25 protein-coding genes, 1 other RNA gene and 1 pseudogene are annotated in these 26290 nt (G+C 41.3%); 19 read left to right on the top strand and 8 right to left on the bottom strand.

The genetic code is table 11. The features are described 5' to 3' along the window. Positions 1-191 precede the first annotated feature (191 nt). Positions 192-2642 (top strand): endopeptidase La, encoded by a 2451-nt coding sequence (gene lon / locus ACO06Y_RS12205; protein WP_422084106.1) that lies wholly within the window; start codon positions 192-194, stop codon positions 2640-2642. Positions 2643-2709: 67 nt separating this feature from the next. Continuing rightward, positions 2710-3414: a (d)CMP kinase gene (gene cmk / locus ACO06Y_RS12210; protein WP_422084107.1), complete on the top strand. Its 705-nt coding sequence runs from the start codon at positions 2710-2712 to the stop codon at positions 3412-3414. 31 nt (positions 3415-3445) lie between these two features. Here the strand turns inward: cmk and ACO06Y_RS12215 are convergent, their stop codons facing one another. Then, positions 3446-3826: a LysM peptidoglycan-binding domain-containing protein gene (locus ACO06Y_RS12215; RefSeq protein ID WP_422084108.1), complete on the bottom strand. Its 381-nt coding sequence runs from the start codon at positions 3824-3826 to the stop codon at positions 3446-3448. Positions 3827-4087: 261 nt separating this feature from the next. Here ACO06Y_RS12215 and rpsA point away from each other — a divergent pair, with 261 nt between their 5' ends. The 9 genes and pseudogenes from rpsA to ppk1 all read left to right on the top strand — a co-directional run bounded on the left by rpsA (position 4088) and on the right by ppk1 (position 14094). After that, on the top strand, positions 4088-5923 hold the full coding sequence (gene rpsA / locus ACO06Y_RS12220; RefSeq protein ID WP_422084109.1) for a 30S ribosomal protein S1: 1836 nt from the start codon (positions 4088-4090) through the stop codon (positions 5921-5923). A gap of 1561 nt (positions 5924-7484) precedes the next feature. After that, complete coding sequence (locus tag ACO06Y_RS12225) at positions 7485-7814, top strand: helix-turn-helix domain-containing protein (RefSeq protein WP_422084110.1); 330 nt, start codon at positions 7485-7487, stop codon at positions 7812-7814. 199 nt (positions 7815-8013) lie between these two features. Continuing rightward, entirely contained in the window at positions 8014-8553 is a 540-nt protein-coding gene (gene pyrR / locus ACO06Y_RS12230) for a bifunctional pyr operon transcriptional regulator/uracil phosphoribosyltransferase PyrR (protein ID WP_422084111.1), read from the top strand. Between the two features lie 2 nt (positions 8554-8555). Beyond that, a complete protein-coding gene (locus ACO06Y_RS12235; RefSeq protein WP_422084112.1) occupies positions 8556-9485 on the top strand; it encodes an aspartate carbamoyltransferase catalytic subunit in 930 nt (309 codons plus the stop codon). 3 nt (positions 9486-9488) lie between these two features. Next, positions 9489-9821 (top strand): ribonuclease Z, encoded by a 333-nt coding sequence (locus ACO06Y_RS12240; RefSeq protein WP_422084113.1) that lies wholly within the window; start codon positions 9489-9491, stop codon positions 9819-9821. A 9-nt stretch (positions 9822-9830) separates the two neighbouring features. Then, positions 9831-10735, top strand: a pseudogene (locus tag ACO06Y_RS12245) (ribonuclease Z). Between the two features lie 114 nt (positions 10736-10849). Continuing rightward, the gene (gene pdxH, locus ACO06Y_RS12250) at positions 10850-11497 is read left to right on the top strand and encodes a pyridoxamine 5'-phosphate oxidase (protein ID WP_422084114.1); all 648 of its coding nucleotides are present in this window, start codon (positions 10850-10852) and stop codon (positions 11495-11497) included. Positions 11498-11542: 45 nt separating this feature from the next. Next, a complete protein-coding gene (locus ACO06Y_RS12255; protein WP_422084115.1) occupies positions 11543-12031 on the top strand; it encodes a SixA phosphatase family protein in 489 nt (162 codons plus the stop codon). Then, positions 12028-14094, top strand: a complete 2067-nt coding sequence (gene ppk1 / locus ACO06Y_RS12260) for a polyphosphate kinase 1 (RefSeq protein WP_422084116.1) — start codon at positions 12028-12030, stop codon at positions 14092-14094. The genes ACO06Y_RS12255 and ppk1 overlap by 4 nt, the downstream gene beginning before the upstream one ends. A gap of 23 nt (positions 14095-14117) precedes the next feature. Here the strand turns inward: ppk1 and ACO06Y_RS12265 are convergent, their stop codons facing one another. After that, a complete protein-coding gene (locus ACO06Y_RS12265) occupies positions 14118-14699 on the bottom strand; it encodes a tRNA-(ms[2]io[6]A)-hydroxylase (protein WP_422084117.1) in 582 nt (193 codons plus the stop codon). 72 nt (positions 14700-14771) lie between these two features. Between ACO06Y_RS12265 and ACO06Y_RS12270 the strand changes: the two genes are divergently transcribed. Beyond that, positions 14772-15131, top strand: a complete 360-nt coding sequence (locus ACO06Y_RS12270) for a transmembrane 220 family protein (protein ID WP_422084118.1) — start codon at positions 14772-14774, stop codon at positions 15129-15131. Here ACO06Y_RS12270 and ACO06Y_RS12275 read toward each other — a convergent pair. Further along, complete coding sequence (locus ACO06Y_RS12275) at positions 15120-16934, bottom strand: DNA polymerase III subunit gamma/tau (protein ID WP_422084173.1); 1815 nt, start codon at positions 16932-16934, stop codon at positions 15120-15122. The two genes, ACO06Y_RS12270 and ACO06Y_RS12275, sit on opposite strands and share 12 nt — an antisense overlap. Before the next feature lie 119 nt (positions 16935-17053). Here ACO06Y_RS12275 and rnpB point away from each other — a divergent pair. Then, positions 17054-17370: RNase P RNA component class A (gene rnpB, locus ACO06Y_RS12280), an RNA gene on the top strand. A 45-nt stretch (positions 17371-17415) separates the two neighbouring features. On the opposite strand, the gene ACO06Y_RS12285 is transcribed toward rnpB, so the two are convergent. Genes ACO06Y_RS12285 through ACO06Y_RS12295 form a run of 3 tightly spaced genes read right to left on the bottom strand, consistent with a single transcriptional unit; the run spans position 17416 to position 19410 of the window. Next, a complete protein-coding gene (locus ACO06Y_RS12285; RefSeq protein ID WP_422084119.1) occupies positions 17416-17952 on the bottom strand; it encodes an RsmD family RNA methyltransferase in 537 nt (178 codons plus the stop codon). Then, complete coding sequence (locus ACO06Y_RS12290; protein WP_422084120.1) at positions 17952-18770, bottom strand: DUF3822 family protein; 819 nt, start codon at positions 18768-18770, stop codon at positions 17952-17954. Before ACO06Y_RS12290 ends, ACO06Y_RS12285 begins: the two co-directional genes overlap by 1 nt. Continuing rightward, positions 18760-19410: a hypothetical protein gene (locus ACO06Y_RS12295; RefSeq protein ID WP_422084121.1), complete on the bottom strand. Its 651-nt coding sequence runs from the start codon at positions 19408-19410 to the stop codon at positions 18760-18762. Before ACO06Y_RS12295 ends, ACO06Y_RS12290 begins: the two co-directional genes overlap by 11 nt. A 261-nt stretch (positions 19411-19671) precedes the next feature. Between ACO06Y_RS12295 and ACO06Y_RS12300 the strand changes: the two genes are divergently transcribed. From ACO06Y_RS12300 to ACO06Y_RS12325, 6 genes are all read left to right on the top strand, one after another. Beyond that, entirely contained in the window at positions 19672-21111 is a 1440-nt protein-coding gene (locus ACO06Y_RS12300) for an ATP-dependent DNA helicase (protein WP_422084122.1), read from the top strand. Positions 21112-21164: 53 nt separating this feature from the next. After that, positions 21165-21734 carry a DUF4126 domain-containing protein gene (locus tag ACO06Y_RS12305; RefSeq protein WP_422084123.1) on the top strand — a complete coding sequence of 190 codons (570 nt, stop codon included), beginning with the start codon at positions 21165-21167 and terminating at the stop codon, positions 21732-21734. 41 nt (positions 21735-21775) lie between these two features. Continuing rightward, positions 21776-22489, top strand: coding sequence for a 3-deoxy-manno-octulosonate cytidylyltransferase (gene kdsB / locus ACO06Y_RS12310; RefSeq protein WP_422084174.1), 714 nt, complete (start codon positions 21776-21778; stop codon positions 22487-22489). Further along, positions 22480-23178 (top strand): HAD family hydrolase, encoded by a 699-nt coding sequence (locus ACO06Y_RS12315; protein ID WP_422084124.1) that lies wholly within the window; start codon positions 22480-22482, stop codon positions 23176-23178. The genes kdsB and ACO06Y_RS12315 overlap by 10 nt, the downstream gene beginning before the upstream one ends. 8 nt (positions 23179-23186) lie before the next feature. After that, positions 23187-24314, top strand: a complete 1128-nt coding sequence (locus ACO06Y_RS12320) for an iron-containing alcohol dehydrogenase family protein (RefSeq protein WP_422084125.1) — start codon at positions 23187-23189, stop codon at positions 24312-24314. 117 nt (positions 24315-24431) lie between these two features. Next, positions 24432-24971, top strand: coding sequence for a 1-acyl-sn-glycerol-3-phosphate acyltransferase (locus tag ACO06Y_RS12325; protein ID WP_422084126.1), 540 nt, complete (start codon positions 24432-24434; stop codon positions 24969-24971). On the opposite strand, the gene ACO06Y_RS12330 is transcribed toward ACO06Y_RS12325, so the two are convergent. Together ACO06Y_RS12330 and ACO06Y_RS12335 are read right to left on the bottom strand one after the other, a co-directional pair. Continuing rightward, a complete protein-coding gene (locus ACO06Y_RS12330) occupies positions 24968-25471 on the bottom strand; it encodes a hypothetical protein (RefSeq protein WP_422084127.1) in 504 nt (167 codons plus the stop codon). The genes ACO06Y_RS12325 and ACO06Y_RS12330 overlap by 4 nt on opposite strands. 77 nt (positions 25472-25548) lie before the next feature. Further along, positions 25549-26259 (bottom strand): YebC/PmpR family DNA-binding transcriptional regulator, encoded by a 711-nt coding sequence (locus ACO06Y_RS12335; protein WP_422084128.1) that lies wholly within the window; start codon positions 26257-26259, stop codon positions 25549-25551. Positions 26260-26290 lie beyond the last annotated feature (31 nt).

Below are 26290 nucleotides of genomic sequence, written 5' to 3' on the forward strand. Positions count from 1 at the left end.
GATTGTTACAGTAAATTATGAAAAAAGTAAGTTTACCCTATATAGAAATGGCATAACAATTGTTTATTGAGGTATGGCTATAGTTTCTTATTTTATGGGATAATACTAAAAATAGGCGCTATCGGCTTTAATGAAGTTTTATTTGAACATGATATTCTGCCCCACAGTGACAGAATGACCGAAATAAATATATGGGAGATTCCAAATTTTCAAATTTTGACAATATGTCCTTTCATGGAATTGATGAGGATTCCGAGTTGATTCCTCTATTGACTCCAGAGGATGAAGAAAAAATGAGTAATGAAGGGCTACCGGAGACCTTGCCTATTTTACCTTTGCGAAACACGGTATTGTTTCCCGGTGTAGTAATCCCTATCACGGCCGGTAGGGACAAGTCCATTAATTTAATAAAAGACGCCAATAATGGATCTAAGGTTATTGGAGTGGTTTCCCAGAAGGATGAGGAAACTGAAAATCCGGATATCAATGATATCAATACCTTGGGTACCGTAGCGAGGATTTTAAGGGTACTGCAAATGCCGGACGGGAATACTACGGTTATCATACAGGGCAAAAAGCGTTTTGAAATAGCTGAAATACTTACCAAAAAGCCTTACATGATGGCCACGGTAAGGGAGACAAAGGAAGAGCGACCGGATGAGGACGGACAGGAATTCCTGGCCATTATTGAGTCCATAAAGGATTTGGCGTTGCGAATAATCAAGAACAATCCCAATATTCCAAGTGAAGCGTCCTTTGCCATCAAAAATATCCAGAGCAATTCGTTCTTGATCAATTTTGTGTCCTCCAATCTAAATTTGGATGTAAAGGAAAAGCAAGAGCTCTTGGAAATAGGCAGCCTACAGGAAAGGGCCTTAGCCACATTGAAGTATATGAACCTGGAATTGCAAAGGCTGGAACTAAAAAATGACATTCAATCCAAGGTTAGGAGCGATATGGACCAGCAACAACGCGAATACTTTCTTCATCAACAAATGAAGACCATCCAGGAAGAATTGGGTGGTGTTTCCTATGATGAAGAGGTACAGGAGATGCGTACCAAGGCCAAGACCAAAAAATGGGGAAAAAAAGTAAAGGAGCATTTTGAAAAGGAATTGGCCAAGATGCAGCGAATGAACCCCCAAGTTGCGGAATATTCCATCCAAAGAAATTACCTTGATCTTTTCTTGGACCTTCCCTGGAACGAGTATTCCGAGGATAAGTTCGATTTAAAAAGAGCGCAGCGGATTTTGGACAGGGACCATTATGGGCTGGAAGATGTAAAGCGCAGGATAATGGAGTATTTGGCGGTATTGAAGCTGCGTAATGATATGAAATCGCCAATTCTTTGTCTTTATGGGCCTCCGGGAGTCGGGAAGACCTCTTTGGGAAAATCGGTTGCCGAAGCCTTGGGACGGGAGTATGTGAGGATGTCCTTGGGAGGATTGCGGGACGAGGCTGAGATCCGGGGCCATCGCAAAACCTATATCGGTGCCATGCCGGGTCGCATTGTACAGAGCATTAAAAAAGCAGGAACCTCCAACCCTGTATTTATATTGGATGAAATAGATAAACTTTCCAGCAGTCATCAAGGAGATCCTTCCTCAGCTATGTTGGAAGTATTGGATCCCGAACAGAATAGTGAGTTTCACGATAATTTCCTGGAATTGGGATATGACCTTTCCAAAGTGATGTTTATCGCCACGGCCAATAACCTGTCCACTATTCAACCTGCGCTACGGGATAGAATGGAGATTATTAATGTAACGGGCTATACCATAGAGGAAAAGGTTGAGATAGCAAAAAGGCACTTACTTCCTAAGCAATTGAAGGAGCATGGGCTTTCCTCAAAGGATTTAAAAATAGGAAAACGACAATTGGAAAAAATCGTGGAAGGGTATACCCGAGAGTCCGGGGTACGTTCCTTGGAAAAACAAATTGCCAAAATGGTCCGCTATGCGGCCAAATCCATTGCCACTGAGGAGGAATATGAAATTAAAGTGAGCAATGCCGACGTTGAGAAGGTTCTAGGGCCGGCACGTTTGGAGCGGGATAAATATGAGAACAACGAAGTTGCCGGTGTAGTCACTGGACTTGCTTGGACCAGTGTTGGCGGGGATATTCTTTTTATAGAATCCATATTATCCAAAGGAAAAGGGACATTGAATATAACGGGCAACTTGGGGAAGGTGATGAAGGAATCCGCCACCATTGCCATGGAGTATATAAAATCCAACGCGGAGCGATTTGGGATAGATGCCCGGGTTTTTGATAAATATAACGTTCATATCCATGTACCGGAAGGTGCTACACCAAAGGACGGGCCTAGTGCCGGGATTACCATGTTGACTTCCCTGGTATCTTTGTTTACCCAGAGGAAAGTGAAAAGGAGCTTGGCAATGACCGGTGAGATTACACTTCGTGGAAAGGTATTGCCCGTGGGTGGTATAAAGGAAAAAATTCTAGCGGCGAAGCGTGCAAAAATCAAGGAAATTGTTCTCTGCGAAGACAATAGGAAGGACATTTTGGAAATAAAGCAAGAGTACCTAAAAGGACTTGTTTTCCATTATGTAACCGATATGCACGAAGTTATAGATACCGCCCTGACGGACAGAAAAGTAAAGAACGCCAAAAAACTCTAATCCAATTCGGGAGATATTCGCCTTAAAAATCATCCTTGAACTCTGTAATTCTCCCTATTTTTAACCTATGGGAAAAATTACGATTGCTATAGATGGTTATTCGTCCACGGGGAAGAGTACGATTGCAAAACAATTGGCAAAGGCCTTAGGTTATGTTTATATAGATACTGGGGCCATGTATAGGGCCGTAACACTGTATGCCCTTCAAAACGGGCTTATCGGGGAACAAATCGATGATAACCCGGCCATCGTGGAGTCACTTTCCAAAATTGATTTGGAGTTTCGCTACAATGATACTTTGGAATATTCCGAGATGTACCTTAATGGAATCCATGTAGAAAAGGAAATACGAAGCTTGGAGGTTTCAAGATATGTGAGCAGAATAGCCGAGATTAAAGAGGTTCGAGAAATGCTGGTCGGCATGCAGCAGAAAATGGGTCAAGGAAGAGGGATCGTTATGGACGGCAGGGACATTGGGACCGTGGTTTTTCCCAACGCGGAACTAAAGGTTTTTATGACCGCATCACCTGAAAAAAGAGCTTATAGAAGATATAAGGAGCTTTTGGACAAGGGGGAAAAGGTTACCTATGAACAGGTGCTAAAAAATGTACAGTCTAGAGATCGGATAGATTCCAGTAGGGAATTTTCCCCTTTACGAAAGGCCGAAGGTGCCATAACCTTTGATAACAGCGATATGGGACTACAAGAACAGTTTGAGCGCTTATACAATTACGCAAAGCGTGTTTTGGAAAGCAAAAAGGGCGCTCATTGAGCGCCCTTTTTTGTATTACACGAATATCATTTTAGATATTGGGAATAACCAAGACCTGATCGGGATGAATTACATCCGGATTGCTTAATATATTCGTATTGGCCGCGAAGATTTGGTTGTACTTCATGGCATCACCGTAATAGTGTTTTGCGATCTTACTTAACGATTCCCCGCTTTTGACTACATGCCTGTGGTAAACGGAATCATCGGCAACGGTAATATTGGCCTTTATGTCAGATGGATTTTCACCACCGATTTCCTTTATTTTATCCCACAATAAATCTTTCTCGTAGGGTGTATTGGCCTCCCCCTTTATCTTTATGATGCCACCTTCCTCGGTGACATTTCCATCCTTTACCCCTAATTGTTCGCCCAAATTTAAAACGGGCTGATACTTGGCTTTGACGCTCATAGTTGTTCTCTTTTAATGGTTAATATTAATGCCCGAAAGATAACGATTCTTCATATATTATTATGAAAAAGCCTGGAAATACTATTTTCGCCCCCAGCTTCAATAGTTATGGTTTGCAAAACCGTTTTTAAATTGTACTTTTGCAGTCCTTTTTTGCAAAGAGTCAAGAGGAAAAGGATAGGATAAAAAATAAACTTTTAACAACTTCCGAAGCTATTGTATAGCTCTTGTAACACTTCGGGATACAAATTAAATCAGCATATGGCTGAAGAAAAAGAAACAGCTCAAGTAGAAGGGACTACCGAAGCAGTACAGGAAACGCAAACAGAGACTCCGGTTCAAGATCCCAAGGAATTCCTGGAAAATTTTGATTGGGAAAAATACGAACAGGGAATAGAGCGCGTAGAGGATTCCAAACTCCAGGAATTTGAAGATCTCGTGGCCGAGAATTTCGTGGATACTGCGGATGAGGAAGTAGTTGAGGGAAAAGTAGTCCATTTGACCGAGCGTGAGGCGATTATAGATATTAACGCAAAATCCGAAGGGGTTATCTCCTTAAACGAGTTTCGCTATAATCCGAACTTAAAGATTGGCGATAAGGTAGAAGTACTGATCGATATCCGTGAGGATAAAAGTGGCCAATTGGTCCTTTCCCATAGAAAGGCCAGGACCATTAAAGCCTGGGAACGGGTAAATAATGCCCATGATAAGGAAGAAATTGTAAGCGGATTTGTAAAATGTAGGACCAAGGGCGGTATGATCGTTGATGTCTTTGGTATAGAAGCTTTCTTGCCAGGGTCACAGATTGACGTAAAACCAATTCGTGATTACGACCAATACGTAGGAAAGACGATGGAATTCAAAGTGGTTAAGATCAACCACGAATTCAAAAATGTGGTCGTTTCCCATAAGGCACTTATAGAGGCGGATATTGAAGAGCAGAAGAAAGAGATTATCAGCCAGTTGGAAAAAGGACAGGTGTTGGAAGGTGTTGTCAAGAACATTACTTCCTACGGTGTCTTTATAGACCTTGGTGGCGTGGACGGATTGATTCATATCACCGACCTTTCCTGGAGCAGGATCAACCACCCCAACGAAGTGGTTGAGCTAGATCAAAAGCTCAACGTCGTTATCCTTGATTTTGATGAAAATAAATCAAGGATTCAATTAGGGCTAAAACAATTGGAGAAACACCCATGGGATGCCTTGAGCGATGAGATCAAGATCGGGGACAAAGTAAAAGGAAAAGTTGTTGTAATTGCGGATTACGGCGCCTTTATAGAAGTTGTAGAGGGCGTTGAGGGACTTATCCACGTTTCCGAAATGTCCTGGTCCACACATTTACGTTCCGCCCAGGATTTTGTAAATGTAGGCGATGAGGTAGAGGCGGTAGTATTGACCTTGGACAGGGAAGATCGCAAGATGTCCTTGGGTATCAAACAACTTACCCCGGATCCATGGACCGATATTACTTCCAAATATCCAGTGGGTTCCAGGCACAAGGGAATTATCAGGAACTTTACCAACTTTGGGGTATTTGTTGAATTAGAGGAGGGAATAGATGGATTGATATACATTTCCGACCTTTCCTGGACCAAGAAGATCAAACATCCATCGGAATTCGTGACCGTTGGCGATACTATTGAGGTAGAGGTACTGGAATTGGATGTGGAAGGTCGTAAGCTTAGCTTAGGCCATAAGCAGACTACGGAAAACCCCTGGGACAAATATGAAAAGGAATTTGCCGAAGGAACGGTACATAAAGCGACCCTTACGGAAATAGTGGACAAGGGAGGTACCATTGACTTCAATGAGGATATCACAGCTTTTATTCCACAAAGGCATATGGAGAAGGAAGATGGTAAGAAGTTGAGTAAAGGTGAAGAGGCCGAATTTAAGATTATCGAGTTCAATAAGGACTTTAAGCGTGTTGTAGCGAGCCATACGGCCATTTTTAAGGAAGAGGAGAGACGAAATGTAAAAGCTGCGGCCAAAAGGGCTGCGGCCAGTGCAGAGGAGTCCAAACCTACCCTTGGTGATGCCAATGAGCAATTACAGGCCCTAAAGGACAAGATGGAAGCCAATAAAAAGAAATAGGTTTTCAATACCAATGTATTATTTCCTTTAAATGGGAAATAGGGAGCCCCGGCATTTTGCCGGGGCTTTTTTGTATTAAGGGGATATCCATTTGGGTCGTTCCATGAATTAAAGGCTATTTGTATAACAACTTCAAAATAGGTAATCCAAATTTCGTGGTAGCAATTGGCATTGTTTTACCGATTCCAAACAGGTAATCCGTAGGCTTCGAAATACAAACAATCTATGTTTTAGAGCATAAAAACCGAGCCTTAGAATTCTGTTGACCTACATAATCCGTGTTTTTATGGTACAAAATGGCAGGTTTCACAACATAAATATTTTTGTTATGAGTATAAAATCTATGTTTGTTGTAGAAAAAAAGCTACATTATGTGAAATTAAATGACTATAAGGTTATTTCGGTATTTAAAAATAGACTATGATCTCTATTGTTTTATGTTTTACGGCGTAAAACAATTTAAAACCTAATACTGGAATAGTATAAAAATATGGGGTTCGGTTTTCTCAAGTGGGTCATTTAAGCCATAAAGGTGGTTGGTCAAACTCCACCTTTAGGCTTGATGGCCTTACTTATTTAAACACCACGGATTTCTGTTTAGGGCCAGTGTATGATATAGGGATTCCGAAACAACTTTGGCCAGGCTATGGGTCTCTCAAATACCGATTCGGGTATTGGTCAAAGCCTCAACTGTGAAGTTCAATGCTAAAAAAAATTATTGGTTGTATATAAAAGTGGACGGTTTGGTGTCTCATGGGCGGGTTGATGGATATAAGGTCAAATTTTTTTCCACTACAAAGACCAAGTATCTACAGATCATCGCCTAGCCCATGTTACCGTCCCTTTCATCCTTAATGGGAGACTATCTGTCTAAAGTTTTACCATCTTTACCGATGCAATTTCCACCTAGGTTGGATCGGTTGGGGAAGGTTACTTTTTTACAAAATACTTTCTTTATCCACTCCTTATATTATTACTTGGAGCTGAATTTTCATGGCAACGCTATAAATTTTTAGTGTAACCTACTCGAAATTCCGAGGTCTTTACTAACAAAGAACAAATTCGGCATTGTCGGATTAAAGGATTTCATTCCTAAAGGTTGTACATTTTTTTGACGTTGCTTGTCCAGTAATTTTACAGTCGTAAGGTCAAAAAGATTGGAAAGCGTGAATAATCTTTTGATTGTAAGATGCTTATGAGTTTGGCATGGATTTCGGTGGATTTTTTTTACCATCATCTTTTATTAAATCATCAAACCTATACGTAGCGAGCCTCTACCGTATGGCATTCAAGACGTATTTACCATGTTGAGGAACTATTTTAAGATTGCCTGGAGGAACATCCATAGGACAACGATTTTTTCTTTTTTGAAGATAATGGGCTTGGCGCTCAGTATTGCACCGTTCAACCCAAGTTTTGAAAGCAAATGTGAATCCTACTAAAAGCCTACAGGCCGAATAGTATAGAACCGACCCAGTCATGGAAAGGGACAAAGATACCGGACCAATGCAGTTCACATGGCGTTGCCATGCAATACATAAACTTCCCCCAAAAAGTAAAAATGATCAAGGAAAGGTTAAAAAAATTAAGGTTAGACCATAAGTTGACCAAAGTGACCCTTGGGAAAATATCAGGAGTATCCAATGTACAGATTGGCAGGTACGAAAATGGATTGTCCAAACCTAGACCGGAAACTTTGGTTAAACTGGCAAAAGCGCTTGGAGTGGATCCAGGATATTTCACCGATAAAAACAGATTTCAGGATAACACCCATCTTGACCAACATTTAAAAAGATTGAAAAGTGCAATCAAGACCGAGGAGGATCTAAGAATAGTAATGGCCCTTATCGATATCCTTTGTCGTAAGAATAGGGTAACAACCGAATATTGACCCTAGGGAAGAAGGATTCAATGAATTCAGAAACCGAGTTATATAAATGACGCATCTTTTCAGAATAGTTTAAGCCAAGAAAACTTCCGATTTCAATCTGAAAAGTACCCATACGATCCCAATAGGTATTTGTTGAATCCGTACATATTTTAAAGAGAAATCCCTATTTTTGTCCTTCCAAGGGTAGACGGTCTAATACATGAGCCAAAAAGTACTACTTTCCTCAAAAGAAATCAATATCATTCTCCATCGTTTGGCTTGCCAACTTCTTGAAAATCATTTGGATTTTAAGGACACCGTTTTAATCGGCCTTCAGCCTAGGGGTATTTTTGTGGCTCAAAGGTTAAAAAAAATACTCCAATCGGAATATGGCGTAACGGAGGTAAATCTCGGTTTGTTGGACATCACTTTCTATCGGGATGATTTTAGAAGAGGGGACAAGCCATTGGAAGCCAGCAAAACCAGAATAGATTTCTTGGTAGAGGATAAGAAAGTAGTCTTTATAGATGATGTATTATATACCGGAAGAAGTATAAGGGCGGCACTTACGGCAATTCAATCCTTTGGCCGGCCTCGGGAAATAGAACTGCTTACGCTGATCGATCGTCGGTTTAGTCGGCATTTGCCTATACAGCCTGATTATAGGGGCAGGCAGGTTGACGCCATAAATAATGAAAAGGTAAAGGTTATGTGGGAAGAAAACGACGGCGAGGACGTAATTTATTTGATAAACAAATAAGAATGAGTGAATTAAGTGTAAGGCACTTATTAGGAATAAAATATCTGGGAGAGAAGGATATTCAACTCATTTTTGAGACTGCCGACCATTTTAAGGAGGTCATCAATCGATCGATAAAAAAAGTACCCTCGCTTAGGGATATAACCATAGCCAATATTTTCTTCGAAAACAGTACCCGCACAAAGTTGTCATTTGAACTTGCGGAAAAACGGCTTTCTGCCGATGTCATCAATTTTTCTGCCGGACAGTCTTCGGTAAAAAAGGGTGAAACCTTGATCGATACCGTAAACAACATTCTATCCATGAAGGTAGATATGGTAGTGATGCGCCACCCCAATCCGGGAGCAGGAATCTTTTTGGCCAAGCATGTCAATGCCTCAATTATCAATGCGGGCGACGGGGCACATGAGCATCCTACCCAGGCTCTCTTGGATTCGTATTCCATCCGGGAAAAACTAGGTGATGTAGCGGATAAAAAAGTGGTCATTGTAGGGGATATTTTGCACTCCAGGGTGGCCCTGTCCAATATATTTGCCTTAAAGCTCCAAGGGGCGAAGGTCAAAGTATGCGGTCCACGTACCCTGCTGCCCAAACACGTGGAATCTTTGGGGGTAGGGGTGGAGACCGATTTACGGAAGGCCCTTAATTGGTGCGATGTAGCCAATATGTTGCGTATTCAGAACGAACGATTGGATATCAGCTATTTCCCTACCACTAGGGAATACACCCAACAGTATGGAGTGAACAGAAAGTTGTTGGATGGTCTGGACAAAGAAATTGTGATTATGCATCCGGGGCCTATCAATAGAGGCGTAGAGATAACCAGTGATGTTGCCGATTCAAAACAGTCCATCATATTGAACCAGGTAGAGAATGGTGTAGCCATACGTATGGCCGTTATTTACTTGCTGGCCTCAAAAATAAAACGGTAAACCATGATTTTTGATAGGGAAGGGAACATAACCTTGGTGTATCAGGAAAATAGCTCCCTCAAAAACTTTTTGGAGAATTTGAACGGGTCTTATCAAAAGGTAAAGAATGACAATATCATAATCAATCTTTTTTCGTTTTCGGAGTTAAGTTCTGGAGATATTTTAGAGTTTTTGGAGCTTTCCAATGCGCACAGGGCATCCAAAAAATCCTTTGTTTTGGTGACGGACAAAGTGTCCTATGATCAAGTACCCGATGAAATATGTCTGGTACCGACTCTTCAGGAAGCATATGATATCATTGAAATGGAGGAAATTGAAAGGGATTTGGACTTATAGCTAATGGCCATGCGACTTTCCATTTTAGGTTGTTATGCGGCTACTCCAAGGACGCTTACCAATCCTACCTCACAAGTACTGGAAATCAAAAACCATATGTTCCTGATAGATTGCGGTGAAGGGACCCAAGTACAATTGAGGAAGCATAGGATAAAATTCTCAAGGATCAACCATATATTTATCTCCCACTTACATGGAGACCACTTTTTTGGACTCCCCGGATTAATTTCAACATTTCGGCTTTTGGGGAGGGACAGGGAAATGCATATCTACGGTCCAAAAGGAATAAAGGAGGCCATTACTTTGTTACTGAAGCTTGGAGATTCTTGGACCAATTACGACTTGATTTTCCACGAACTTACCGCCAAGGAGCCCACAATACTATTTGAGGACGATAAGGTTAGCGTGGAAACTATTCCGTTGAACCATCGGGTGTATACCAATGGATTCTTGTTCAGGGAGAAACCATCGGAACGAAAATTGAATATTGATGCGTAAGGGCCCATAAAATAGATAAGGCCTATTTTCGAAATATTAAAAAAGGTAAAGATGTACAGTTGGATGATGGACGGATTATTCCGAACGGGATGCTCACGTTGGATCCACCAAAACCTATGAGCTATGCATATTGCGGCGATACCCGGTTTAAACCGGATATAGTCGACCAGATCAAGGGTGTGGGCATTTTGTACCATGAGGCGACCTTTTTGGAAACGGAGAAACACCTATCCGCTAAAACAAAACACGCTACCGCCAAGGAGGCGGCGACCATTGCCCGGATGGCCAATGTAGGCAAACTTATTTTGGGGCATTATTCCACACGGTACCGATCTATTAACTCCTTTAAGGAAGAGGCAGAAGAAATCTTTGAAAATGTAGAACTGGCGGACGACGGGAAAGTCTTTGAGTTTTGATTTCCATTTTCGTCCGTTTGCTCCTATGGCTTCTTGCTTGAAAGATTCCGATTCATCTTTTTCCAGAGTCCCATCTTTTTAAGAACTTTACCTATCTTTTTAACAATGGCCAAAATGCAAAACGATTTAGGGAGTTATAGGAAGTCATACAGAAAGAGTGCCTTAATGGAGGACAATATCTCGGATAATCCTATGGAACTCTTTCAAAAGTGGTTCTATGAGGTTGAGGCTTCGGAAGGAGTGGATGAACCCAACGCTATGACAATTTCTACCTTGGGATTGGACGGCTTTCCGAAAAACAGGGTGGTTCTCCTTAAAAAATATACCTATGAAGGGTTTATTTTTTATACCAATTATGAAAGCGAAAAAGGGAAGGCCATTGCCGAGAACCCCAATGTATGTCTTTCATTTTTTTGGCCTGTTATGGAGCGGCAGGTCATTATAAAGGGAAATGCGGAGAAAATTGCAGAGAATTTATCCGACGGGTATTTTGAATCCCGACCGGAAGGCAGTAAATTGGGGGCAATGGTATCGGACCAAAGCAGTGTTATACCTTCCCGGGAGTTCTTGGAAGTTAAGTTAAAGGAACTTGAGAAAAAATACCTGGGAAAGGATATTGAAAGACCCGATTACTGGGGAGGGTATATCGTAAAGCCTTCATCCATCGAATTTTGGCAGGGCAGGCCCAATCGTTTACATGATCGTATCCGATATGCGCTTCAAGAAGATTTTAACTGGAGGATAGAACGATTGGCACCCTAAGATTTCGGTATGGACACCTTTAAATTCACATTAAGTTTAGGTTAAATGAAGACACTTATATTGGTAAGACATGGCAAATCTTCATGGGAGTATTCCGTGGATGACAAAGATCGGCCACTTAATGAAAGGGGAATTAATGATGGTCATTTGGTAAGTTCCGTATTTGATTCGCGGGACATTGAAATCGATGCCGTTTTTTCGAGTCCTGCCAATAGGGCACTTCATACCTGCCTAATCTTTCTAAGGCGGTTGAACTTTCCCTTTGGCAAATTTGAGCTTGCCGATATGTTATATGATTTTTCAGGGGATGGCGTTCTCGAGTTTGTACGAAATTTAGATGACGATTTGAAAACAGTAATGGTTTTTGGCCATAATCACGCGTTTACACATATTGCCAATTCCTTGGGAAATAGCTATATTGACAATGTTCCTACCAGTGGACTGGTCCATTTGGAATTTCAGTCCCGCCATTGGGCTTCCGTGGAAAAAGGGACTACAATACAGGCCATTTTTCCAAAACATCTTAGAGAATGAACAAAACGGGAAATCAATATGTTAACAGGGAAATTAGTTGGTTATGGTTTAATGAAAGGGTATTACAGGAAAGTGCCGATAAGAACGTACCACTAATAGAAAGACTTCGATTTCTAGGGATATTTTCCAATAATCTTGACGAATTTTTTAAAGTACGCTATGCCACGGTAAAGCGCATCGTGGAAGCCGGAAAGACCGGTAAAAGTGTTTTGGGGGGCGAGAGAGCGAAGGATTTGCTTGAGGAAATCACCAAAATTGTAATCAAACAGCAAGCGGACAGTATCACCATTCTAAGGAATATAGAGAAGGAACTGGAAACGCAGAATATATTTCTTTTACGGGAAACAGAGCTTAACGATAATCAAAAGGAATTCGTAAAGAAATACTTTGTCCAAAACGTGAGCCCCCAGCTCATGACCATTATCCTAAATGACCTTACCGAGTTTCCCATGCTGAAGGATACTGCGGCATATCTCGCCATAAAAATGGTGATAAAGGGAGACGGGGATGAAAAGGAAAAAAGGTATGCCCTGATAGAAATTCCAAAAGGCATAGACCGTTTTGTGGTACTTCCCAGGGAGGGAGAAAAAAACTTCATCATTATCCTGGACGATTTGATTCGGTATTGTTTGGACAGCATCTTTACCATGTTCGAGTATGAATCTATCTCAGCCCATATGATAAAGATTACCCGGGACGCCGAATTGGATATTGACAATGATCTGAGCAAAAGCTTCATCGAGAAGATATCTTCTAGCGTGGAGTCCCGTAAAATAAGTGATCCTGTACGGTTTGTCTATGACAAAAGCATAGGACAGGACACCCTTCTTTTCCTTAAGGAAAAGATGAATATTGAAGATACGGATAGCGTTATCCCTGGGGGTAGATACCACAACCGAAGGGACTATATGGGCTTTCCCAGTTTGGGGAGGGAAGATTTGCTCTACGAAAAAATTACTCCTTTACCGGTAAAGGGATTGAGCATGGAGGGCAGTCTTTTTGAGCACATTGCCCAAAAGGACTATTTGCAATATACACCCTATCATACGTTTTCCTATGTCATCAAGTTTTTAAGGGAGGCCGCTCTGGATCCAAAAGTGCGTAGCATAAAGATAACCGTATATCGTCTGGCGAATAACTCCCAAGTTGCCGCATCACTTATCAATGCCGTTAAAAATGGGAAACAGGTTACCGTTCAAATAGAACTACAGGCGAGATTTGACGAACAGGCCAATATAGAATATGCGGAGCAGTTACAGGCGGAAGGCGTTAAACTAATTTTTGGGGTGCCCGGACTTAAAGTACATAGCAAAATATGTGTTGTAGAACGGGAAGAGAATGAGGAAATAAAGCGCTACGGATTCATAAGCACGGGCAATTTTAATGAATCCACGGCAAGAATTTATACAGATTATACCCTTTTTACCGCCCATGAGTCCATTTTAAAGGAACTGAATAAGGTTTTCGCCTTTTTTGAAACCACCTATAAGATAAACAAGTACAAGCATTTGGTAGTTTCCCCGCATTACACCAAAAGTACATTTCAAAAGCTCATTGATAATGAAATCGCCAATGCGATAGTAGGTAAGGAAGCCTATATAAAAATAAAGATGAACAGCTTTACGTCCTATAGAATGGTGGATAAGTTGTATGAGGCCAGTAGGGCAGGTGTAAAAATTCAATTGATAATCCGAGGCATCTGTTGTTTAGTCCCGGGTGTTAAAGGGATGAGCGAGAATATAGAGGCCATAAGCATAGTGGATAAATTCTTGGAACATCCAAGGGTTTTCATTTTTGCCAATGAAGATAACCCTAAAGTCTATATTTCATCGGCAGACTGGATGACCCGAAATCTTGATTACCGTGTGGAGGTGGGTTGTCCTATTTACGATAAGGACGTAAAACAGGAATTGATAGATACATTCGAAATTTCTTGGAAGGACAATGTGAAGGCTAGGATCTTTTCGGAAGAACAGGATAATTCCTATAGGGAAAATGACGGCCCAAAGGTACGATCTCAGTTCGCCATGTACGATTATTATTTGGAAAGGCTCAATTCCTAGGCCCCTTAAAAGGTAGGTTTAGGCTAGCCGTGAACAGTCTCCTTTTTTCCAAGGTTTTTCATAATGTTCGCTTCGTAAATCAGCAGTTCCTTCCATTTTTGGTCAACTTCGTCTCGTTTCCCGTACATTCTAGCAAATTTGAGGAACATGGTGTAATGCGTAGCTTCGCTTACCATCAGTTTATGATAGAATTCCGCTAGCTCTTTGTCCTTAAGCTCTTCGGATAATAAACGGAACCTTTCGCAGCTTCTGGCCTCTATAAGTGCCGCATACAGCAACCTATGGATCAATTGGGTGGGGCGGCTACCGCCTTTTGGGAAGAATTTCATCAATTCGATTACATATTCGTCCTTTCGGTATTTGCCCAAAGTTTCTCCACGGGCAATAATTCTGTCATGGACCATTTTAAAATGGCCCATCTCCTCTCGGGAAAGCGCAATCATTTCCTCCACCAATTCTGGATATTCAGGGAAAGTGACGATCAACGAAATAGCCGTACTGGCCGCTTTTTGTTCACAATAAGCATGATCGGTCAGAATTTCACTGATGTTTTTTTCAACGATATTGACCCATCGGGGGTCGGTCGGTAGTTTTAATCCCAGCATGGCAATTGTCTTTTTTCAAAATTAATAGGAATAGCGATAGAATTCAAAAGTCGGCTTAGTATATTTGTCTTTATGAAAATATTTTTTGCCATTTTGGGCTGGGTTTTTGGAGCTTTGTTTGTGGTTTCCGCCGTCGTACAATACAATGATCCCGATCCTTGGACCTGGATTTTTATTTATAGCGTGGCCGCCTTGGTCTCTTTTGGTTTCGCCTTGGGAAGGATATCCTTTGGAGTTTTGCTATCCCTCGGCATCGTGGCACTATTGGGTTTTTTCTATACTTTTCCCGAAAAATTCGAAGGTTTTGAAATTGATGGGGGGGATATCAAGAATATTGAGGAAGGTAGGGAGGCTTTTGGCCTGCTCATTATTTCCATCATCATGTTTATATACGCTCTTCGGACCCGATATTCGCGAGCCTCAAAAATCTAGATCAAACTCTTTGCGCAGTAGATCTATGGCGGGGTTTTTCTCCCGGAGCTTCTGATATTTTTCCTCTGGTGTAAAGGCAAATTTCTTGGCAGTCCGCTCGTTAACGGTAATCCTTAGATTAATGGAATAATTGTTCAATTGCTGCCTTAAATACAACATTAGATCGTACTGTTCCCTTTCCACCTCTTTTTTCATGGTATCATTGGGTAATTCTATCCAAATAGTATTTTCATCAAAGAGTTTGGGAACATCCGTCATAAGACTGGATGCCAGTATTTTTCTTCCTTCGCCATCTATTTTTTGCACAAAATCCGCCCAATGCTTTTGCATATCTTCCTCGGTAAAGACATCTTTTGGAAGTTGGCTTTCCTCAATGGATTCTTCTTTCTTGTTTAGATGATGCTCCTTTTTTGCTTTGAGACTGGAAAGGGACAGTCCGGATATCCTTTTCCCCGGAGTCTTAAGGTCTATCTTCTTTAATGTCGGTGGTCTGTCCGTGATAGGTAACGTTGAAGTAATCGTGGCGTGGATCGTAGAAACTTCAATCTCATGATTTACAGCAACTTGCTCTTCCGTTTCCGTGGCCGAGGTAGATGGTTCAGTGTCCGTTGAAGAGTCTTTTGAATGGACTTCCCCCATTTTTTTGACAGTATCGGGAACTGGAGCTGACACCTGATCATAAAAAGAAGCGGGGGCAATAAATTCGGTAGCCGAATGGTCTACGTCAGTGAATTCAGGATTTTTTTTTTCAAAATTGATGGAAGCCATTTTCATCAAGGCCAATTCCACGAGCAACCTTTGGTTTTTGCTGGCTTTGTAATTTAAATCGCACTCATTGGCAATATCCAGGGCCTTCAACAAAAAAGGACCTGAAGTCTTCTGGGATTGTTCTTGATAATGTTTTTTTGCCACTTCACCCACTTCCAACAGATCAATGGTATCCTGATGTTTACAAACCATTAAATCCCTAAAATGGGAAGCAAGGCCGATAATAAAATGGTGTCCATCAAAACCAAGGGCCAGCGTACTGTTCAACAACAATAACAATTGGGGAATTTTGTGCTGTAGTATTAGATCTGTAGCCTCGAAATACGTATCATAATCCAATACATTTAAGTTTTCCGTAACCGCCTTTCGGGTCAATTGTTTTCCAGAAAAACTGACTACCCTGTCGAATATGGAAAGCGCGTCGCGCATGGCACCATCAGCTTTTTGCGCAATAATGTGTAGGGCATCGTCCTCGGCCTCTATACCCTGCCTTTCTGCTATATTTTTTAGATAGTCGGCCGCATCCTTGACCGTTATCCGCCTAAAATCAAATATTTGGCAACGGGATAAAATAGTGGGGATTATTTTGTGTTTTTCAGTGGTGGCCAATATAAAAATGGCATGTTTTGGCGGTTCTTCCAAGGTTTTCAAAAAGGCATTGAACGCGGATTGCGAAAGCATATGCACTTCATCTATAATGTATACCTTGTATTTTCCCACTTGGGGAGGTATACGCACCTGATCGATAAGGTTCCGAATGTCATCTACCGAATTGTTGGATGCCGCATCCAATTCAAAAATATTGAAGGCAAAATCCTCTTCCTCACGTTCCGAACCATCCTGATTGATTTGTTTGGCCAAAATACGGGCACAAGTAGTTTTACCAACTCCTCTCGGGCCACAAAAAAGCAAGGCTTGTGCCAAATGATTACTTTCAATGGCGTTTAGTAAGGTTTTGGTAATAGCCTCCTGCCCAACGACATCCGCAAATGTCTGTGGTCTGTATTTTCTAGCCGATACGATGAATGGTTCCAAATACGTGTCTTTTGAATTACGACTAACTTGTTCTACAAATATAAAGATAGCTGTTTTTGATATGCTTTGATAATGGGCCATATCGTTAATTTTTATCAACAATTGGGCTACCTTTGTAAGGAGCAGGTCACCTTATCGCCCCCGATGGTTATTGGGGGAGGAAAGTCCGGACACCACAATGCGGCATAGCGGGTAACGCCCGTCTTCCCATATCATATGGGAAAGGACCAGTGCAACAGAAAGTATGTACAGATAGTGCTGTAGTGAAATCAGGTAAACTCTATGCGGTGAAACGCCACGTATACCGGCGTTATGAGGGTTGCATGCCCAAGCCGAAGGGTAGGCGGATGGAGCTTTTGGGCAACCAAGGGCCTAGATAAATGATAAGGATCCATTTTTAATGGAAACAGAATCCGGCTTATGGCCTGCTTTTTTTCATGACATTGGCACCTGTTTAATTTTTGGGACCCTGCCTATTTCCCTAGCCCTTAAAAAAACTAAAGACGCTCCCACCATATTTTCTAGAATTTGAAAAATTATGACATTGGGACAAATCCATATGCTTGGAGTGTTCAATGACCAATATACCGTTTTCTACAAGTAGGTCGTTTTCGAAAACCAGCTGGGGAATTTTTTCAAAATCGACTAAGGCCACGTCATATGGAGGATCGGCAAAGATAATATCGTACTTTATGTCGGATTTCTCCAAGTAGGCCCATACATCCGACTTAATCGGGGTAATATTGAAATTCAATTCGCGGGCCACTTGTGAAATGAATTTTATACAATGGCTATTTACATCCACGGCGGAAATAGGTTCGGCTCCCCTGGAAGCAAACTCATAACTAATATTTCCAGTACCCGAGAACAGGTCAAGAACGGATACATCCTTAAAATAGTACTGATTGTTCAAAATGTTGAACAAGGCTTCTTTGGCCATATCCGTTGTAGGCCGCACCGGTAATTTTTTAGGGGCTAAAATCCGCTTTCCCTTATATTCTCCCGAGATAATCCGCATTATAGGGAATTTAATACGGCAAAATCGATGTTTTCGGATTCGGCATCTATAAAGGGGTGGGACGCACCGGAAGGAACGAATATGGAGACCTGTCTTATATATTCGTAACAAAGCGCATAAACATCGTCATCCTCCTCTATAGCACCAAAGAGCCTTAAGGTAACGGATTCTGTATCCAGGTTCAGTTGTTCCATTGTAAAGAGGAGATAATACAGAAAATCCTCCTTGGTATCGAACGAAAAGCTATTGTACAGTAACAATCTTTTTTGGGAGATAACTACGATATCCATAATTTTTTCGGACACATGGACATAGCAAACCGGACTTTTTCCGTTGGTATGATTTTTTAATAAAGATTCGATCAATACCGTACCGACATGTTTAAAAATGAATTCACCAAAAAGCTCATAAACGTAATTGTTGATATTTACGAAGGGTACATAGACATTGACCATATCATAGCTAGTAATTTCGTCAAAAACGATATGGTCGCTCGCCAATATTTTGGTGTTGAACTTTATGTAGTTGGGTAGCTCTTCTGGGTTGAACAGCGGTTTTGGAACCAAACCGAATAAATTGTTCTGATGAATGACGATTACTTCGGAAAACTCTTTTTGGGAAATGGAATGCTTTTTAAAAAGATCTTTTATTTCCTTTAGCAATTGATAAGGCGTAAGCGATGTATTAAAAGTTTTCTTTTCCGATAGCAATACGGCACTTTTTATCGTGTCCAGAACACAAAAAGAAAGTCCATTCAAACTAACTTGAATGGACAGTTTCAAAAAATCTTGAGAGATTCCCTTGGGATTATTGTTCACCTTTTTTATCGTAAATAGGAGGCCAGTTACCACTTGTGCTTACTTCCTCCAAAGAACCTACTTTAATAACGTTTCCATTCACCTCATCCACTCCAATTTCTGCGTTTTCCTTGGACAATAAGTCCTTGGGCTGATCATATAGAATAACGCTTTTCTCCACTTTTGCTTCGAAAACAGGAGCTTTATAGCCACTTTTTTCAATGATATCCGCTTTCATTTCAAACTTTTCGCCACCAGGAGCCCCTGGAACGTTCATCATGCTTTTGTATCGATCATCCGCTTTGAATAAGGAATCCTTTACAGATACAAAACCGAGTGTATCGATAATTTTCACTTCTTTTAACAAGTCTATTTGATATATTTTGTCAAACTCCATATACGATGAATCCCTTTGTTGGGTAATAACATACCTTCCAGTGTCCACAAAAGTGACGAGACTGTTAAAATCCTTGGCGTATTTACCGTTGACCGTTTTATAGGCTTCCTGGGAATTGCGGATGTCCTTTAGGTTGGAAACAACCTTCGCAAAACGCTCTACCTTCACCTTGTTAAACTCTATCGGGCCGGTAACGGACTTATAAATAAGATACCCAAGTCCTATGCAAGCTATCCAAAGTACAATTTGTATTATGGTCTTCATTTCGTATGTGTTTATTAAATTTAGTGGTTAACACAAATCTACAATTTTTTTGCAAACTGCCTAATTTTTTGTGTTTGGATTTCGCCTTGTATTTTATCAGTTTAATCGCGAGGAACTACGTTGTTTTATGGGGTCAAAGGACAGATGCCCATAAACGGTCGGCGTAGGGAATGCGACATTGTAAATATGAAAAGACCTTATAAACTTGTTTTGTGCTTTGCAAGGGGTTTACAAAGAAATCCTCTCTATCTTTGAAAATCTATGAAACGTCTTTCAAGTGCGTCTTTTTATACTATCCTAAAGGAGAAATTTCCCCATGAACCCACCTTGGGGCAGTCTGTTGTTCTGCAAAAAATCGCAAGTTATCTTTTATCCGAAGGGAAGGAAAATGTGTTTCTTTTAAAAGGATTTGCAGGTACCGGAAAGACCACTATTATTGGTACCTTGGTCAATTGTTTGTGGAAGACGACCATGAAGTCCGTGCTCATGGCACCAACGGGGAGGGCAGCGAAAGTGATGTCCAATTACTCCGATACACGGGCTTTTACGATACATAAAAAGATTTATTTCCCAAAAAAGCAGAGCGGGGGTGGTATCCAATTTGTATTGGCGCCCAATAAACATAGAAATACGGTCTTTATTGTGGATGAGGCCTCCATGATACCGGATGCCCCAACAGATTCCAAACTTTTTGAAAACGGTTCCCTGTTGGACGATTTATTGATGTTCGTCTATTCCGGCCACAATTGCAAATTGATTTTGATCGGGGATACTGCACAGTTGCCCCCGGTACATTTGGACATAAGTCCGGCCTTGGACGAGGATAAGCTATCCCTGAATTACAATAAGGAAATAGTTAAGGTTGAATTGGATGAGGTGGTACGCCAAGCAGAGAATTCAGGTATTTTGGTCAATGCCACTAGGTTGCGCGAGCAGCTCCAAGGCAGCTTTTTTGATGCATTTCAATTTAATGTGGATCCATTCAGGGACATTCAAAGATTGGTGGACGGCCATGAAATCCAAGAGGCCATAGATACATCCTATTCGAGGAATGGGAAAGAAGAGACCACTTTCATCGTTCGCTCAAATAAAAGAGCAAATCTGTACAATGAAAATATTCGGAGCCGGATTTTGTTTCTTGAGAATGAATTGGCCGTTGGGGATTATATGATGGTGGTAAAGAACAACTATTTTTGGTTGAAGCCCAATTCCGCCGCCGGATTTATTGCAAATGGCGATATTATTGAGATCCTTGAGATTTTTGCCCTCAAGGAAATCTATGGTTTTAGATTTGCCGAGGTAAAGGTAAGAATGGTGGATTATCCCGATCAAAAACCATTTGAGACGGTACTTCTCTTAGATACCATACAAGCTACTACGCCTTCCTTATCCTATGAGGACGGCAACAACCTATATCAGGAGGTTAGCAAGGATTATATGCACGAAAAGTCCAAATACAAAAGGTTTTTGGGGGTCAAGAATAATAGGTATTTCAATGCCTTACAAGTAAAGTTCTCCTACGCCATAACCTGTCATAAATCACAAGGAGGGCAATGGGATACTGTTTTTGTGGAACAGCCTTATTTGCCCAACGGGGTGGATAAAGAGTATCTCCGCTGGCTATATACGGCTATGACCCGTGCCAAAAGGCAGTTGTATCTTATCGGCTTTCGGGACAATTTTTTTGTTGGGAATGAATAGGTTAAATTCGTGCAACTAAAGGGAGCAATTAAACCAAAGTTCCATAAAAGGGAATGACCTCGGATACCATTATTAGTATATTTTTGGGTATAGGCCTCGCCGCCTCTGTGGGCTTTCGGGTTTTTTTACCCTTATTTGCCCTTAGTTTGGCTTCTTATTTCAATATTTGGGAGCTTAATGAAAATTGGGTATGGGTGGGCAGTCTTACTGCCGTAGTTACCCTGGGGGTGGCAACCGTAGTGGAGATTTTTGCCTATTTCATTCCTTGGGTGGACAACATATTGGACAGTATGGCCATACCCTTGGCAGCTATAGCGGGCACGGCGGTCATGGTATCTACCATTGCGGATTTGGATCCTGTGGTGGCTTGGTCATTGGCCATTATAGCCGGAGGAGGTACAGCTACTGCAATTAAGGGGGCCGGCGCTACAAGTCGGCTGGCTTCAACAGCATCAACGGGAGGTCTGGCAAACCCTATAGTATCCACTGTAGAAACGGGAACCGCTCTTGTTGTGTCAACAGCTTCCATCTTTGCACCGATAGTAGCGGCCATTCTGGTCATCATAATTTTGATTATCGTATTCAGGATATATAGAAAATTAAGGCCCAGGCCCAAAACATGAAATAGACCAACCAAAACAAAAAGAAGGTGAAAATAATTGCCATGATACCTGCGCGCTATGCGGCATCGAGATTTCCTGCAAAATTGATGCAAGACCTTATGGGTAAACCTGTAATCCTGAGGACTTACGAAGCGGCAACGAAAACCCGGCTTTTTGATGCCGTTTATGTAGTTACCGATAGCACGCTTATTTTTGATACCATTTCCAACGCAGGGGGAAAGGCGATCATGAGTTTTAAGGAACATGATTGTGGAAGTGATCGTATTGCTGAGGCGGTTCAGGATATGGATGTTGATATTATTGTAAATGTTCAAGGGGACGAGCCTTTTATCGATAGGGAAAGTTTGGCAGGAGTACTCGATGTATTTCGAGGTGATGTAAACAAGGAGATCGATTTGGCCTCCCTAATGGTTCGGATTCGGGATAAGGAAGAGATCAATAATCCCAATACGGTAAAAGTAATCGTGGATCATCATAATTTCGCCTTATATTTTTCACGATCTCCCATTCCGTACCCTAGGTCACAGGAAGTTGACCCACCTTATTTTAAGCATAAGGGCATTTACGCTTTTCGAAAAAGGGCCTTGATGGATTTTCAACGCCTACCCATGCTTCCCCTGGAAGCTTCTGAAAAAATTGAGGCCATTCGCTATTTGGAATATGGGAAAAAAATAAAAATGGTCGAAACCACCATAAGTGGAATAGAAATTGATACACCTGAAGATTTAAAACGGGCGCAAGAAGAATGGAAATAGATTACAGCTGCATCAAGGTTATCGGTTTTGACGCGGATGACACACTTTGGGTAAATGAAACCTATTTTAGGGAAACCGAGGAAAAGTTTGCCGATTTATTGGAAGGTTACGAGACCAAGAATAAAATAGACCAGGAACTCTTCAAAATGGAGATGAAAAACCTTGAATTATACGGATATGGAATCAAAGGGTTTATGCTTTCCATGATAGAATCCGCGATGGAAATATCAAATAATCAAGTTTCCCAAGCAACGATATCGGAAATATTGAATCTTGGTAAAAAGATGATTGCACATCCCGTGGAACTGTTGGATGGCGTGAAGGAAGTATTACAACAATTAAACGGAAAGTATAGGCTTATTGTTTTGACCAAGGGCGATCTTTTGGATCAAGAACGTAAATTGGAACGATCAAGCTTGTCGAACTATTTCCACCATGTTGAGGTTCTGAGCGATAAGAAAGAAGAAAACTATCTAAATTTGCTGGATCATTTGAAGATTGACGTCCATGAATTTTTGATGATAGGAAATTCCTTAAAATCCGATATTTTGCCAATTATCAATATTGGTGCGCAGGCCGTACATATTCCTTTTCATACAACATGGCAGCATGAGGAAGTATCGGTAGAAGAGGGGGAGTATACCTATCTGAAGATTAATAAATTGACGGATATTTTGAAGTATTTGTAAATCGTACTATGGAGATTAAAAAAGACATTGGCCTAAAAGATTCCCTTACCATCAAAGAAAAGCGTTACAGAAACTTTCCTATGGTGCCCAGGGTAATATTTGGGCGTGGATGTTTTGATCAGTTGGGGGAAATACTGATGCCAAAGCGAAGGCATTCCGAAGCTCCGTTCATTTTTTTGGTCGATGATGTTTTTGAAGGCACGTCCTTTGTGGATCGTATCCCCTTAATTTTTAATGATCTGGTCGTTTTTGTTTCCGCCGAAGAAGAACCCAAGACGGTTCAAGTTGATGCTTTGGTCGGGAGGATAAAGACGGAATTTAACGAGCTTCCATCCGGAATTGTCGGGATTGGCGGCGGTACACTGTTGGATTTGGCCAAAGCTGTGGCCATTTGCTTGACGAATAAGGGTAGTTCTTGCGATTATCAAGGATGGGATTTGGTGGTAAAACCTTCGGTTTATCACGTAGGTATTCCAACGATAAGTGGTACGGGAGCCGAGGTTTCCAGGACCACAGTTCTATTGGGGCCGGAAAAAAAGCTGGGAATAAATTCAGACCATACCACTTTTGATCAAGTAGTCCTAGATCCCGATTTGACCAAGGGTGTTTCCAAAGAACAATGGTTCTATACGGGAATGGACTGTTTTATCCATTGTATAGAATCACTTAACGGAACCTATTTAAATGCTTTTAGTCAAAGTTATGGCGAAAAGGCTTTGGAGCTTTGCAAGGAGGTATATTTAGGGGAGTTGTCTCCTTCGGAATCCAGGGATAAATTGATGATGGCCTCATGGCATGGGGGCATGAGCATAGCCTATTCCCAAGTAGGAGTGGCACATGCCATGAGTTATGGACTGTCCTACTTGCTAGGTGTAAAACACGGTATTGGAAATTGTATAGTATTTCGGCATTTGGAGGAGTTTTACCCAGATGGGGTAGCACTTTTTAATCAAATGATGCGAAAACAAAAGGTTCATCTACCATCAGGTATTTGTTCCGACCTTACGGATTGCGACTACGAAACTATGATAAGCGTTTCCCTTGGTATGGAGCCCTTGTGGGAGAATGCCTTGGGTAAGGATTGGCGCAATATCGCCACTCGGGAAAAATTGAAATCCATTTATAGCAGAATATAATTTGGATAATAAGGTAATTGAACGATAGGACAAAGAGTACTTCATTCATCCTCGAGCTTTTCAATTCGAATCATCAAAACAATGTGGTCCTAATCTTATGCATGGGCAAATTGATAAATGCATACACTGGCAAAATTTATTTACTTTAAGATTTTGGGATGGAAATTGATAGGTTCATTTCCGGAGTTGAACAAATCTATCATTATTGTGGTTCCCCATACAAGTTGGGTAGATTTTTTTCTTGGACTTTTGGTTCGTAGGGTATTGGATGAGGAAGTTAATTTTATCGCCAAAAAAAATCTGTTTGCACCTCCCTTGGGCTGGTATTTAAGGTGGATGGGCGGTGCACCCATAGATCGTGACCATAGCAACGATACGGTAAGCGCTATTTCCAAAATCTTTACGGAACGCAAAAAGTTTAGATTGGCACTTTCTCCCGAAGGTACACGAAGGAAGGTTACCCGATGGAAAACGGGGTTTTACTATATTGCCAAAGGAGCCCAGGTGCCCATCATTATGGTAGCTTTTGATTACGGTCGTAAACAGGTGAAAATTTCAGGCCCCCAATATCCGTCGGACAATAAAGAAACGGACTTTGAAACGTATCAAAGGTTTTTTAATGGCGTAAAGGGCAAAGTGGCCGAATATAGTTTTTAATCCCTTTTGATCAATTTCTTTGGTCTGGACTCGTCTTTTTTATTCGAATTGCCTGGGAAAACAAGATTGGTACTGGAGTAGGTGGTGCCAAAGGTAACATTTGCCAAATAAACCTGGTCAATGGCGTCCAATACTTGATGGTCGGAAAGTTCACGAAGTGGATGGGTAAAGACTGACCAGATAATTTCATCGCTTAGTGCATACTTCACATCCAAGGCGGAATGAAAATTGGCGACCAAGGCATTCAATAACTGTTCTTCCTCTATTTCCGAACGCTGGATTATCGGTGAAATAATTCGCATACGGTTGGCATTTTCATCGTAAATCGTAAAGAGAAATGCATCCTTATAAACAAACCTAAAGGAATTACCGTTAATTTCGAAGGTATCCGTTACCGATTCAATAAGCTCTCCCAATTTTTGGGGATCCATTTCCTGTGCCTTACCCGTAGAGGTACTGAACAAAAAAAATAAAATACCAAGGAGGAAAAGATTACGCATAACCCGTTTTATAAATAAGTCGTTGCCCTGGAAGCTTATTTACAAAACGCCCAAAAATACATCAAATTGTAGATAAGCTACTCTTTCATCGTATGGTATACGTTTTGAACGTCATCATCCTCCTCGATTTTTTCCAAAAGCTTTTCCACATCCTCAGCTTCCTCTTCGGTCAACTCCTTGGTTACCTGGGGAATACGTTCAAACCCTGAAGAAAGAATCTCAATGTCCCTGTTCTCCAGTTCTTTTTGGATCGACCCAAAACTTTCAAATGGCGCATAAATTAAAATTCCATCATCGTCCACAAAAACTTCCTCGGCACCAAAATCGATCATATCCAACTCCAACTCTTCTGGATCGATGCCATCTCCATTAATACGAAAATTACAGGTATGATCAAACATAAATTCCACGGATCCGGAAGTGCCTAAGCTACCATCACACTTATTAAAATAACTTCTTATGTTGGCTACGGTACGGGTATTGTTATCGGTAGCGGTTTCAATGAGGATAGCGATGCCGTGTGGAGCATAACCTTCAAAAAGGACTTCCTTATAATCCCCTTGGTCTTTGTCCGACGCCCGTTTAATGGCCCGCTCAATATTATCCTTGGGCATATTGACGGACTTTGCATTCTGGATTACCGCCCGTAATCGGGCATTTGAATCGGGATCCGGCCCGCCTTCCTTAACGGCTATGACAATATCCTTACCAATACGGGTAAATGCTTTGGACATAGCGGCCCACCGCTTCATTTTGCGTGCTTTTCTGAACTCAAAAGCTCTTCCCATAGCCTATATTTTGTATATGTTAATGGGCAAA

The sequence above is a fragment of the Ulvibacterium sp. genome (genome assembly GCF_965228935.1).
In the GTDB taxonomy this organism is placed as follows: Bacteria; Bacteroidota; Bacteroidia; order Flavobacteriales; family Flavobacteriaceae; genus Ulvibacterium.

Excerpts from the sequence above, each read along its gene's own strand:
- ACO06Y_RS12270 (WP_422084118.1), top strand. The coding sequence starts at position 14,772 with ATGAAAATATTTTTTGCCATTTTGGGCTGGGTTTTTGGAGCTTTGTTT.
- ppk1 (WP_422084116.1), top strand. The coding sequence starts at position 12,028 with ATGAACAAAACGGGAAATCAATATGTTAACAGGGAAATTAGTTGGTTA.
- ACO06Y_RS12265 (WP_422084117.1), bottom strand. The coding sequence starts at position 14,699 with ATGCTGGGATTAAAACTACCGACCGACCCCCGATGGGTCAATATCGTT.
- ACO06Y_RS12330 (WP_422084127.1), bottom strand. The coding sequence starts at position 25,471 with ATGCGTAATCTTTTCCTCCTTGGTATTTTATTTTTTTTGTTCAGTACC.
- ACO06Y_RS12285 (WP_422084119.1), bottom strand. The coding sequence starts at position 17,952 with ATGCGGATTATCTCGGGAGAATATAAGGGAAAGCGGATTTTAGCCCCT.
- ACO06Y_RS12315 (WP_422084124.1), top strand. The coding sequence starts at position 22,480 with ATGGAAATAGATTACAGCTGCATCAAGGTTATCGGTTTTGACGCGGAT.
- ACO06Y_RS12255 (WP_422084115.1), top strand. The coding sequence starts at position 11,543 with ATGAAGACACTTATATTGGTAAGACATGGCAAATCTTCATGGGAGTAT.
- ACO06Y_RS12295 (WP_422084121.1), bottom strand. The coding sequence starts at position 19,410 with ATGAAGACCATAATACAAATTGTACTTTGGATAGCTTGCATAGGACTT.
- pyrR (WP_422084111.1), top strand. The coding sequence starts at position 8,014 with ATGAGCCAAAAAGTACTACTTTCCTCAAAAGAAATCAATATCATTCTC.
- ACO06Y_RS12240 (WP_422084113.1), top strand. The coding sequence starts at position 9,489 with ATGATTTTTGATAGGGAAGGGAACATAACCTTGGTGTATCAGGAAAAT.
- ACO06Y_RS12235 (WP_422084112.1), top strand. The coding sequence starts at position 8,556 with ATGAGTGAATTAAGTGTAAGGCACTTATTAGGAATAAAATATCTGGGA.
- ACO06Y_RS12225 (WP_422084110.1), top strand. The coding sequence starts at position 7,485 with ATGATCAAGGAAAGGTTAAAAAAATTAAGGTTAGACCATAAGTTGACC.
- rpsA (WP_422084109.1), top strand. The coding sequence starts at position 4,088 with ATGGCTGAAGAAAAAGAAACAGCTCAAGTAGAAGGGACTACCGAAGCA.
- ACO06Y_RS12305 (WP_422084123.1), top strand. The coding sequence starts at position 21,165 with ATGACCTCGGATACCATTATTAGTATATTTTTGGGTATAGGCCTCGCC.
- ACO06Y_RS12320 (WP_422084125.1), top strand. The coding sequence starts at position 23,187 with ATGGAGATTAAAAAAGACATTGGCCTAAAAGATTCCCTTACCATCAAA.
- cmk (WP_422084107.1), top strand. The coding sequence starts at position 2,710 with ATGGGAAAAATTACGATTGCTATAGATGGTTATTCGTCCACGGGGAAG.
- lon (WP_422084106.1), top strand. The coding sequence starts at position 192 with ATGGGAGATTCCAAATTTTCAAATTTTGACAATATGTCCTTTCATGGA.
- ACO06Y_RS12215 (WP_422084108.1), bottom strand. The coding sequence starts at position 3,826 with ATGAGCGTCAAAGCCAAGTATCAGCCCGTTTTAAATTTGGGCGAACAA.
- ACO06Y_RS12325 (WP_422084126.1), top strand. The coding sequence starts at position 24,432 with ATGCATACACTGGCAAAATTTATTTACTTTAAGATTTTGGGATGGAAA.
- ACO06Y_RS12300 (WP_422084122.1), top strand. The coding sequence starts at position 19,672 with ATGAAACGTCTTTCAAGTGCGTCTTTTTATACTATCCTAAAGGAGAAA.
- pdxH (WP_422084114.1), top strand. The coding sequence starts at position 10,850 with ATGCAAAACGATTTAGGGAGTTATAGGAAGTCATACAGAAAGAGTGCC.
- ACO06Y_RS12335 (WP_422084128.1), bottom strand. The coding sequence starts at position 26,259 with ATGGGAAGAGCTTTTGAGTTCAGAAAAGCACGCAAAATGAAGCGGTGG.
- kdsB (WP_422084174.1), top strand. The coding sequence starts at position 21,776 with ATGATACCTGCGCGCTATGCGGCATCGAGATTTCCTGCAAAATTGATG.